This window comes from Mycobacterium sp. M23085, assembly GCF_045343915.1.
In the GTDB taxonomy this organism is placed as follows: domain Bacteria; phylum Actinomycetota; class Actinomycetes; order Mycobacteriales; family Mycobacteriaceae; genus Mycobacterium.
Genome location: NZ_CP174280.1, coordinates 1,082,524 through 1,093,590 on the forward strand (window position 1 = coordinate 1,082,524; position 11,067 = coordinate 1,093,590).

Here is an 11,067-nt window from a genome sequence, read left to right on the forward strand (position 1 = left end):
TCAGAAGAAACTGCTCTGCGGCAGGTCCGCACCGTTGACGGCGACATCGCCGAGCACCCGCGCCTTGTAGACGGTCGGGTTGTGCGAGAACAGCGTGCGCAGGTTGCGCCAGTGCCGGTCCAACAGCGCCGACGCCTGCACGGCCGACGCGCCGCCGACGTCGAAGACGCGCGACGCCGCCCGCAGCGCGGGCTCCTGGAGCGCGACCTTGACGCGGGCCGCCGCGATCGACGACCTGGTTTCCAGCGCGGGATCGATCCCGGTGTCGCGCGCCGCCTGCAGCGCGGGCGCGAGTTCGGCAGCCGCGCTGTGCACCAGCGCCTGCGCGGTGTAGGCCACCGCGTCGATCTCGCCGACGATCTGCAGCAGCTGCGGATCCGCGGTGGGCTCCTCACCGCTGGCGAAGGTGTAGGTGCGACCCCGCCCGCGCAGCAGCGCCGCGGCGTCGGCGGTCAGGGCCCGCAGGATGCCGGCGGCGATCGCGTGCAGGTAGAGCTGCATCAGCGCGCCCCGGGCGCGGTTGACCCCGATGGTGTCGGGCAACGGGAACACTTCGTCGGGCGCAACCGCGACGTCGTTGAATACCGTTGTGCCGCTGCCGGTTTGACGCTGTCCGATGCCGTCCCAGTCGTCGAGGTGCTCGACGCCGGTCCGGTCCACCGGGATCACCACGGCGGTCGGGGTGTTGTCGTCGTCCTGCGCGGTGATGCGCAGATAGTCGGAGAACTGTGCGCCGGTGCTGTAGAACTTCCGGCCGCGCAGCCGCAGCCCGTCGCCGGTGGCCACCAGCCTGGTGTCACGATCGTTGCCGCCCACCGACTTCTGGCTTTTTTCGGCGTTGGCGCCGCCGATCAGCCCACCCCCGGCGACCACCGCGATCCACCGGTCGCTGCCCGGCGGCCGGGGCGAGACCTGTAGCTCCTCGACGAGCGCGTAGTGGATCCGCAGGATGTGGGCCAGGTCGGGGTCGGCGGCGGCGAGCGCGATGAGGTGGTCGAAGAATTGGGGCACCGAGTAGCCGGCGCCGCCGTGTTCGCGGGCCAATCGCACCGCGCCCCACCGCCGGTCCCGGACGAGTTTGAGGCCGAGCAGGGGCGGCTCGGTGCCGCCGCCGGCCAACCGCTGGCGATAGTCGGCGGCGATGTCGGCGAGCACGCCGTCGGTCCCCGCCGGATCTACTGTCGCGTGCTGGTGGGATCCAACGGGCATGGGACGCAAGGCTGTCAGGGGCGGACACTTCCGGCAACGGTTTGCTGCGTCCTGAATTTTACGGCCGCCCGTGCACCTTGCCGCCGTCCCGACCTGAAGCCGTCACAGCAGCGTCAGCGCGATGCCCGCCGCGCTGGCCAGACACATCGACGGCCCATGCGGCACCGCGCCGCCGGCGCCCCGCGCCATCGCGAGCGCCCCGAGCGCCGCGGTCAGCAGCGGCGCGCCCAACGCCGCCAGAAACCACGCACCGACACCGAAGCAACCGGTCAGCGCGCCCAATCCGAGGGCCAGCTTGACGTCACCACCGCCCATCCCGCCCGGCGCCACCCAGTGCACCGCAAGGTAGATCGCGGTCAGGGCCACGGTTCCGGCCAGCGCCGCCGATCCGCGCCCGGCCAGCGTCGCGGCTCCCAGGACCGCCGCGGCCCCGGTCAGGGTCAGCGTGTTTGGCAGCCGGCGGTCCCGGATGTCACCCCAACTCAACGCCGCCAACCAGGCCAGCACCGCAGCCGCCGCCGCAATCCGCATGCGCGGCAGGCTAATCCGGCGGGGCCACCGCGCAAGTCATGGCCTCGCGCGGGGCGGGCAGCCCGGTGAACTGCTCCACCTGCGCGAAGGCCTGGTGCAGCAGCATCTGCAGGCCGCTGACCACCCGGCCGCCGGCGGCGCTGACCGCGGCGGCCAGCGGTGTGGGCCACGGGTCGTAGACGGCGTCCAGCAATACCCCGATGCGTCCGAAGGTGCCGGCGTAGCGTGCGGCGACGGCCGCCGGGATGGTGCTGACCAGCACCTCGGCGCCCGCCACCTCGTCGGCCAGCCCGCCGCCGTCCAGTTCGCAGAACCGGGTCGGCACGCCCAGTCCATCGCCCAGCTCCAGCAACCGCGCCGCCTTGTCGGGACTGCGGGCCACCACGGTGATGCCGGCGACGCCCAGTTGGGCCAGCCCGGCGACGGCGGCCGGCGCGGTGCCGCCCGATCCACAGACCAGCGCCCATCCCGAGGCGTGGCCGAGAGCCCCCGTCACCCCGTCGATGTCGGTGTTGTCGGCCCGCCACCCCGTCGGGGTGCGCACCAGGGTGTTGGCCGACCCCACCCGCCGCGCACGGTCGGTGCGCTCGTCGGCGAACCGCAGGGCGGCGAACTTACCGGGCATGGTCACCGACACCCCGACCCATTCGGGGCCGAAGCCGCCGACCACGCCGGGCAGCTGCTCGGCGTCGCATTCGATCCGGTCGTAGGTCCAGTCGGCCAGGCCCAGCGCACGGTAGGCCGCCAGGTGCAGTTGCGGGGACTTCGAGTGCGCGATCGGCTTGCCGAGCACGGCCGCCTTTCGGGCGGCCTCGCTAGCGGGGCGTGCTGTCGAGGACACCGTTGCGCTTAGCCAGCTCGATGTTGGCCAGATGTTGTTGATAGTCGCGGGTGAACAGGGTGGTGCCCTGGGCGTCGATGGTGACGAAGTACAGCCAGTCACCGGGCTGCGGGTGCTCGGCGGCGTTTAGCGCGTCGATGCCGGGTGAACAGATCGCGGTGGCCGGCAACCCCTGCGACACGTAGGTGTTCCACGGCGTCTTCTGGGCCCGGTCAGCGTCGCTGGTGGCCACCTCCCGGCGGTCCAGCGGATAGTTGACCGTGGAGTCGAACTCGAGCGTGTGGTGGGCGTGCAGGCGGTTGTAGATCACCTGTGCGACCTTGGCGAAGTCCTGTGAGTTGGATTCCTGCTGCACCAGCGACGCCACCACCAGGATGTCGTAGGGCGACAGACCCATGGCCTGGGCGGTGTCCACCAGCCCGGATTTCACGTACTCCTCGGCCCCGGCCCCGATCAGGGTGGCCAGGATGCTCTCCGGCGACGCGGACGGGTCGATGTTGAAGGTGCCCGGGGCGATCAGGCCCTCGATCCGCCGGTGGTCCTTGCCGAGCTCGCCGACGGGTTCGGTGGCCCACGGCGGCACCGCCAACGCCAGGGCGGAACTGTTCGTCGCCGCCGCGCGCAGGTCCTGCACCGCGACGCAGTGCGTGTCGCCGTCGAGATTCACGCAGGTGGCACGCGAGATGAGCGTCAGGATGCCCGGCGTCACCACGTTGGTCTTCATGTCGGTGGTGTCGTCGAGCTGGCGGCCCTCCGGGATGACCAGCCGGCCCACCCGGCTTTTCGGGTCGGTCAGCCGCGCGACGGCGTTGGCCGCCGGGATTTCGGTGCGCATCCGGTAGAAGCCGGGCTGGATCGAGTTGATGGCGCTGTTGCCGTGCGCGGCGTTGACGAACGCCCGGACCGTCTTGATGACCTGCTCTTTTTGCAGGGTCTCGCCGATGTTGGTGGTCGAGTCCCCGGCCTGCACCTGAATCACCAGGTCCCGCTTGCCACCACCGCTGAAATCGTCGTCGAGCCCGAACAGCGTGTGCCACAGTTTGCCGCCCACGAAGACGCCGGCGAGGACCACCACGACCAGGACCGCGAACGCGACCTTTCCGGCGAAGCGCCGCCGACGGCCCCGCTCGGCCTTTTTCCGGGAGACGCGGCTCGACCGGCGCCGGGACGGCGCACCCACCGCCTCGGGCTCGGCCCGTTCCCACCGTGCGCTGTCAACCATCGCTGCGCTCCCCCGCCACCGCGGCCCGGCGTTGATCCAGCCAACTCTGCAGGATCGCCACCGCCGCCGCTTGGTCGATCACCGCACGCTGCTCCTTGGCCCGCATCCCGGCCGCGCGTAGCGATCGCTGCGCGGCCACGGTGGTCAACCGCTCGTCGGCCAGCCGCACCGGAGTGGGCGCGATACGTTGCGCCAACGCGTCCGCCACCTCGATCGCATCGACCGCCGACGGACCGGTGCGATCGGCCAGCGTGCGCGGCAACCCGACGACCACCTCGACGGCCTCGAGTTCGGCGACCAGCGCGGCCAGCCGCCGCAGATGCTTGCCGTTGCGGTCGCGGCGCACCGTCTCCACCGGGGTGGCCAGGATGGCGTCGGGGTCGCTGCAGGCCACCCCGATGCGGACGCTGCCCACGTCGATGCCGAGCCGTCGTCCCCGGCCCGGGTCCTGGTGGGGGTCGCCGGGCCGGTCAGGCAAGCGATGCTGTGTGGAGACCACTCAATCGACCCGCGCTATCACCGCGATCTCGGAACGTACCGCGTCGAGCGCCGCGTCGATGCCGGCCGGATTCTTGCCGGAGCCCTGTGCCAGGTCCGCCTTGCCGCCGCCGCGGCCGTCGACCGTCGCGGCCAGCTGCTTGACCAGGTCGTTGGCGCGAAGCCCCAGATCCTGGGCGGCCGGATTGGCGGCGACGGCGTACGGCACCGACCCGCCCTCGCCCTCGGCGATCAGCGCCACCACCGCGGGATCGCTGCCCAGCTTGCCGCGAATGTCGCCGACCAGAGAGCGCAGGTCGCCCGCCGTCATCCCGCCGGACATCCGCTGCGCCACCACCCGGACGTTACCGATACGCTCCGCGCCGGCCGCGGCGTTGGTCGCGGCGGCCCGCGCGCCGGCCAGCCTGGCGCGTTCGAGTTCCTTCTCCGCCGCCTTGAGCCGCTCGACCAGGTTGGCCACCCGGGCGGGCACCTCGTCGGACGGCACCTTCAGCGACGACGCCAGCCCCGCCATCAGCGCGCGTTCCTTGGCCAGGTGCCGGAACGAGTCCAGCCCGACGTAGGCCTCCACCCGGCGCACCCCGGAACCGACCGAGGATTCGCCCAGGATGGTCACCGGTCCGATCTGGGCCGAGTTGTGCACGTGGGTTCCGCCGCAGAGTTCCAGCGAGAACGGGCCACCGATTTCGACCACCCGGACCTCGTCGGGGTAGGCCTCGCCGAACATGGCCATCGCGCCCATCGCCTTGGCCTTCTCCAGCTGCTCGGTGAACGTGTGCACCTCGAAGTCGGCCTGCACGGCCTGGTTGGTCACCTCTTCGACCTGGGTGCGCTGGTCCTCGGACAGCGGTCCCTGCCAGTTGAAGTCGAACCGCAGGTAGCCCGGGCGGTTCAGCGACCCGGCCTGAACCGCGTTGGGCCCCAGCACCTGTCGTAGCGCCGCGTGCACCATGTGGGTGCCCGAGTGACCCTGGGTGGCACCCCGGCGCCACTTTGGGTCGACGGCCGCGACCACGGTGTCGCCCTCCACGAACTCACCGGACTCGACGTTGACCCGGTGCACCCACAGGGTTTTGGCGATCTTCTGCACGTCGGTGACCGCGGCGCGGGCGCTCTGTCCGGCGCCCGTCCCGCTGATGGTGCCCTCGTCGGCGATCTGTCCGCCGGCCTCGGCGTACAGCGGCGTGCGGTCCAGCACCAGCTCGACGCGATCGGCCCCCTCGGCGCCGTGGGTGACCACCGGAACCCGCTTGCCGTCCACGAATATGCCCAGAATCGTTGCCTCGGACGTTAATTCGTCGAAACCGGTGAACTCGGTGGGGCCGGCGTCGACCAGTTCCCGATAGGCGGTCAGGTCGGCGTGCGCGTGCTTGCGCGCGGCGGCGTCGGCTTTGGCGCGGCGGCGCTGCTCGGCCATCAGTTCCCGGAAGCCCACCTCGTCCACGCGCAGGCCGGCCTCGGACGCCATCTCCAGCGTGAGCTCGATCGGGAATCCGTAGGTGTCGTGCAGGGTGAAGGCGTCTGAACCCGAAATCGCCTTCGCACCAGAGGCTTTGGTGTTTCCGGCCACTTCGTCGAACAACTTCGAGCCGGCCGCCAGTGTGCGATTGAACGCGGTCTCCTCGGCGACGGCGATGCGCCGGATCCGATCGAAGTCGGCGACCAGCTCCGGGTACGAGGGGCCCATCGCATCGCGCACCGTGGCCATCAGGTCACCGACGATGGGACCCTCGATGTCGAGCAGCCGGGCCGAGCGGATCACCCTGCGCAGCAGCCGGCGCAGCACATAGCCACGGCCGTCGTTGCCGGGGGTGACGCCGTCGCCGATCAGGATGGCCGCGGTGCGGCTGTGGTCGGCGATGACCCGGTAGCGCACGTCGTCGTCGTGGTTGCCCACGTCATATCCGCGCGGCGCCCGCGCGGCGGCGGTGTCGATGACCGGCCGCAGCAGGTCGGTCTCGTAGACGTTGTGCACGCCCTGCAGGATGAAGGCGACCCGCTCCACGCCCATGCCGGTGTCAATGTTCTTGCGGGGCAACGGTCCAAGGATCTCGAAGTCGGCTTTGCCGGTGCCCTCGCCGCGTTCGTTCTGCATGAACACGAGATTCCAGATCTCGATATAGCGGTCCTCGTTGGCGATCGGGCCGCCCTCGACGCCGAATTCCGGCCCGCGGTCGTAATAGATCTCCGAGGACGGGCCGCACGGGCCGGGGATGCCCATCGACCAGTAGTTGTCCTCCATGCCGCGGCGCTGGATGCGATCCTCGGGCAGCCCGGCGATCTCCTGCCACAGCCGCACGGCCTCGTCATCGTCGAAAAAGACCGTCGTCCAGATGCGTTCGGGATCCAAGCCGTAACCACCCTGCTCGACGTCGTTGGTCAGCAGGGTCCAGGCCAGCTCGATGGCGCGACGCTTGAAGTAGTCGCCGAAGGAGAAGTTGCCGGCCATCTGGAAAAACGTGTTGTGCCGGGTGGTGATGCCGACCTCGTCGATATCCGGGGTGCGGATGCACTTCTGGATGCTGGTGGCGGTCGAGTACTCGGGGGTGCGAGCGCCCAGGAAGTACGGCACGAACTGCACCATGCCCGCGTTGACGAACAGCAGGTTGGGGTCGTCGAGGATCACCGATGCGCTCGGCACCTCGGTGTGGCCCGCCTTCACGAAATGATCAAGAAACCGCTTCCTGATCTCGTGTGTCTGCACTTTCGGAGTCCGCTTCTTCCTGTTACTTCGACGTCTGGCTCCAGCCTATTCGCCGGGGCCTGGCGAGCCCGTCCCGCGACGCATTTCGACCGCTCACAGTACCTGCCCCGGTGCGCCGGGCACCGGGCCGCTAACCCTCCAGAAAGCTCAGCCGGACCGAGCGTTGCGGGTTGTCCCGGTTCAGGTCCACCAGGACGATGCTTTGCCACGTCCCCAGCATCGGTTCACCGGCCGACACCGGAACCGTCACCGACGGCGCGACGAGCGCCGGCAGCACATGGTCGGCGCCATGGCCCGGCGAGCCGTGCGAATGCCGGTAGCGATCGTCGCGCGGCAGCAGCCGTTCCAGCGTGTCCACCAGGTCGTCGTCGGAACCGGCACCCGTCTCGATGATCGCCACCCCCGCGGTGGCGTGCGGCACGAACACGTTGCACAGGCCGTCCCCGCGCGACCAGCAGAACCCGCGCACCGCCTCGGTCAAATCGACGATGCGGCGGCGCGACGTGTCCACGTCCAGCACATCGGTATGCATCCGGACCAGCCTACGGCGCCGGCCTCACGACCAGCCAATCCGATGTGAGCGCGGCCACAATTGGCCATTGCGGCGGGTAACCGGCAGGAGGAAGGTAACGGGTGGGACCGGTGGCGCCACCGGAGCCCATCGGATACAAGCCCCGACACGAAAGGGGTCGATCGTGTACGCACGCTCCACCACCATCCAGGCGCAACCCCTGTCGGTCGACATCGGAATTGCGCACGTTCGCGATGTCGTCATGCCCGCCCTCACCGAGATCGACGGGTGTGTGGGGTTGTCGCTGTTGGTTGACCGGCAATCCGGCACCTGCATCATCACCAGCTCGTGGGAGACCGTGGAGGCGATGCGCGGCAGCGCCGAACGGGTCGCGCCCATCCGTGACCGGGCCGCGCTGATGTTCGACGGCAGCGCGCGCGTCGAGGAATGGGACATCCCGCTGCTGCACCGCGACCACCCCTCCCGCCCCGGCGCCTGCGTGCGCGCCACCTGGCTCAAAGTGGTGCCGGATCAGCTCGGCCGGTCGCTGGACTTCTACCGGATGGCGGTGCTGCCCGAGTTGGAGGAGCTCGACGGCTTCTGCAGCGCCAGCCTGATGGTCGATTACCCCGCCTGCCGCCGCGCCGTCACCTGCTCGACGTTCGACTCGATGGAGGCGATGGCCCGCAACCGCGACCGGGCCAGCGAACCGCGCAGCAGGCGCGTCCGCGAGCTGGGCGCCGAGGTGATCGACGTGGCCGAGTTCGAGCTGGCGATCGCCCACCTACGGGTGCCCGAGCTCGTCTAGCGCGGGTCAGGGCAGCGCGTCTCCCGGAAATCCGCGGCAGGCGTGCACCTCATAGGTGAACACGCCCGCCGCCACCCCGGGGTCGTCTTTCATGATGTCGGTGGTCTCGTCGACCGTCGCCGCGAACACCCCGATGCCGCACACGTCGGATTCGTCGCTGACCGGAAGAACCACCGCGAGCACGCCGTCGTCGCGCAGCCCGAAATTGCGCCGGCCGTGCTCCCAGATCACGCCCACCGACGACTCATCGCCGAACCGCGGACCCCGGGTGAGGATCACGACGCTGTAGGGCTTGGCGGTGGGCAGCAGCTGGCCCATCTCTTCGTCGGTGAAGACTTTCATGACCGTCCCCTCTTGTTGCGGATGATCGCGCGCAACCGGTCCAGCCGGCCGCCCATCTCGCGTTCGCCGCCGCGGCCGGTGGGCCGGTAATAGTCGACCCCCACCAGCTCGTCCGGTGGATATTGTTGCCCGACAACGCCATCGGGGTGGTCATGCGAGTACTTGTAGCCCTGCGCATTGCCCAGCCCGGCCGCACCCGAATAGTGACCGTCACGCAGATGGGGCGGCACCAGGCCGGCTTTGCCGGCCCTGATGTCGGCCATCGCCGCGCCCAGCGCCGTGGTGACCGCATTCGACTTCGGCGCGGTGGCCAGATAGATCGTGCAGTGCGCCAGGGTGAGCTGCGCCTCGGGCATGCCGATCAGCGCGACGGTCTGCGCGGCCGCGACCGCCACCTGCAGCGCGACCGGGTCGGCCATGCCGATGTCCTCACTGGCCAGGATCATCAGCCGGCGCGCGACGAACCGCGGGTCCTCGCCAGCGACCAGCATGCGGGCCAGATAGTGCAGCGCGGCGTCGACGTCGGAGCCGCGGACCGACTTGATGAAGGCGCTGATGACGTCGTAATGCTGATCGCCGTCCCGGTCGTAGCGCACCGCCGCCTCGTCCAGGGACTGCTCCACGGCGGCGACGGTCAGCTCGCCGCCGTGGTCCACCGCTTCGGCCGCGACCTCCAACGCCGTCAACGCGCGGCGGGCGTCGCCGGCGGCCAGCCGCACCAGCAGGTCGACGGCCTCGGGCGCGACTGTGATCTGCCCGCCCAGCCCGCGCGGGTCGTCGATCGCGCGCTGTACCACGGTGCGGATGTCGTCGGCGCTCAGCGGCCGCAACTGCAGGATCAGCGAGCGGGACAACAGCGGCGCGACCACGGAGAAGCTGGGGTTCTCCGTGGTCGCCGCCACCAGCAGCACCACCCGGTTCTCCACCGCGGACAGCAGCGCGTCCTGCTGGGTCTTGGAGAACCGGTGCACCTCGTCGATGAACAGCACCGTCTGCTCACCGGACAGCAGCGCCCGGCGGGCGGTGTCGATCACCGCCCGAACGTCTTTGACGCCGGCCGACAAGGCCGACAGCGCCTCGAAACGGCGGCCGGTCGCCTGCGAGATCAGTGCCGCCAGCGTTGTCTTGCCACTGCCGGGCGGCCCGTACAGGATGGCGGACGCCACGCCGGAACCCTCGACCAGGCGGCGCAGCGGAGATCCGGGCGCGAGCAGATGGTCCTGCCCGACCACCTCGTCCAGCGACGCCGGACGCATCCGGACCGCCAGGGGCGCACCGGCCGACACGCCCAGCCCGTGATCGGTCGGCTGCGGCGCACCGGGGAGGTCAAACAGACCGTCGGACACGGTTTCAGGCATACCACGAGGGACGGACGCCCGCGCCCGCCCGGGCGCGCCGTCCGGCAACCGCGCGCCGGGTCCGCATCTTTGCTAAGTTCGGCGTTTGCCGAGTCCCGCGCGACAGCAAGGACGGACATGAGCCAACCTCCCGAGTATCCAGGCATCCCGGCAGACCCTCACGGCGGTAACCCTCCCGGCTACCCTCCGCCGCCCGGGTATGGCACACCTCTTCCTCCCCCCGGTTACGGGCCGCCCCCGGGCTATGGCGCGCCGCCTCCCGGCTACGGACCCCCGCCCGGCTACGGCCCCCCGCCCCGGCCCCAGTTCAGCATCGGCGACGCGTTCGGGTGGGCCTGGAGCACGTTCACCAAAAACGCTGTGGCGCTTGTGGTTTCGGCCTTGGCCTATGTGGTGCTGATCGGCGTCGCCTCCACCCTGATCGGCCTCAGCCAAAACCTGGGCACGACGAGCGGCTCCGATGACGACTACCTCACCTTCACGGCGGACCTCAATGGCACGGGGCTGGCGCTGCTCATCCTCGGCTACCTGCTCGGGTACCTGGTGTCCGCGTTCGCCCACGCCGGTTTCCTCTCCGGGTGCCTGGATCTGGCCGACGGACGCCCGGTGACCATCGGCTCGTTCTTCAAGCCGCGCAACTTCGGCATGGCGTTCCTGGCCGCGCTGCTGGTCGGCATCCTCACCTCGATCGGCCTTTCCCTCTGCATCGTCCCCGGCCTCATCCTGAGCCTGTTCGTGCAGTTCACCATCCTGTTCGTGGTCGACCGTTCGGAGTCGGCGATCAAAGGTTTCACTTCCAGCTTTTCGCTCGTCGGCTCCAACTTCGCCAACGCACTGCTGGTGTGGCTGGTGATGCTGGCCGCCGCCTTCGTCAGCCTGGTGACGTGCGGCCTCGGCGCCCTGCTGGCGGCTCCTTTGGGCGCGCTGATCCTGACCTACGCCTACCGCAAGCTTTCCGGCGGACACGTCGCGGCGCCGCAGCAGGCCGGATACCAGGCCGGCCCGCCACCCGGCACACCTCCGGGGCCCGCATCGGCCTAGCT

Annotated in this window: 11 protein-coding genes; 2 read left to right on the forward strand and 9 right to left on the reverse strand. The window is 70.2% G+C overall.

All coding sequences use genetic code 11. The features are described from left to right. The 7 genes from ACIUM1_RS04475 to ACIUM1_RS04505 form a co-directional block, all read right to left on the reverse strand. Positions 1-1,209, reverse strand: a complete 1,209-nt coding sequence (locus ACIUM1_RS04475) for an acyl-CoA dehydrogenase (RefSeq protein WP_406816067.1) — start codon at positions 1,207-1,209, stop codon at positions 1-3. Positions 1,210-1,311: 102 nt separating this feature from the next. Then, positions 1,312-1,740 (reverse strand): prepilin peptidase, encoded by a 429-nt coding sequence (locus tag ACIUM1_RS04480; RefSeq protein WP_406816068.1) that lies wholly within the window; start codon positions 1,738-1,740, stop codon positions 1,312-1,314. 10 nt (positions 1,741-1,750) lie between these two features. After that, entirely contained in the window at positions 1,751-2,581 is an 831-nt protein-coding gene (locus tag ACIUM1_RS04485; protein ID WP_406816069.1) for a shikimate dehydrogenase, read from the reverse strand. Further along, the gene (gene mltG, locus ACIUM1_RS04490) at positions 2,556-3,803 is read right to left on the reverse strand and encodes an endolytic transglycosylase MltG (protein WP_406816070.1); all 1,248 of its coding nucleotides are present in this window, start codon (positions 3,801-3,803) and stop codon (positions 2,556-2,558) included. Before mltG ends, ACIUM1_RS04485 begins: the two co-directional genes overlap by 26 nt. Beyond that, on the reverse strand, positions 3,796-4,302 hold the full coding sequence (gene ruvX / locus ACIUM1_RS04495; RefSeq protein ID WP_406816071.1) for a Holliday junction resolvase RuvX: 507 nt from the start codon (positions 4,300-4,302) through the stop codon (positions 3,796-3,798). The genes mltG and ruvX overlap by 8 nt, the downstream gene beginning before the upstream one ends. Continuing rightward, positions 4,303-7,005, reverse strand: a complete 2,703-nt coding sequence (alaS, locus tag ACIUM1_RS04500) for an alanine--tRNA ligase (RefSeq protein WP_406816072.1) — start codon at positions 7,003-7,005, stop codon at positions 4,303-4,305. A 130-nt stretch (positions 7,006-7,135) separates the two neighbouring features. Beyond that, a complete protein-coding gene (locus tag ACIUM1_RS04505; protein WP_406817527.1) occupies positions 7,136-7,525 on the reverse strand; it encodes a secondary thiamine-phosphate synthase enzyme YjbQ in 390 nt (129 codons plus the stop codon). 175 nt (positions 7,526-7,700) lie between these two features. On the opposite strand from ACIUM1_RS04505, the gene ACIUM1_RS04510 reads away from it, so the two are divergent. Next, positions 7,701-8,324, forward strand: a complete 624-nt coding sequence (locus tag ACIUM1_RS04510; RefSeq protein WP_406816073.1) for a hypothetical protein — start codon at positions 7,701-7,703, stop codon at positions 8,322-8,324. Between the two features lie 6 nt (positions 8,325-8,330). Here the strand turns inward: ACIUM1_RS04510 and ACIUM1_RS04515 are convergent, their stop codons facing one another. Both ACIUM1_RS04515 and ACIUM1_RS04520 read right to left on the reverse strand, forming a co-directional pair. Next, positions 8,331-8,666 (reverse strand): hypothetical protein, encoded by a 336-nt coding sequence (locus ACIUM1_RS04515; protein WP_406816074.1) that lies wholly within the window; start codon positions 8,664-8,666, stop codon positions 8,331-8,333. Further along, complete coding sequence (locus ACIUM1_RS04520; RefSeq protein ID WP_406816075.1) at positions 8,663-10,024, reverse strand: replication-associated recombination protein A; 1,362 nt, start codon at positions 10,022-10,024, stop codon at positions 8,663-8,665. The genes ACIUM1_RS04515 and ACIUM1_RS04520 overlap by 4 nt, the downstream gene beginning before the upstream one ends. 117 nt (positions 10,025-10,141) lie before the next feature. Between ACIUM1_RS04520 and ACIUM1_RS04525 the strand changes: the two genes are divergently transcribed. Further along, entirely contained in the window at positions 10,142-11,065 is a 924-nt protein-coding gene (locus ACIUM1_RS04525; protein WP_406816076.1) for a hypothetical protein, read from the forward strand. Positions 11,066-11,067 lie beyond the last annotated feature (2 nt).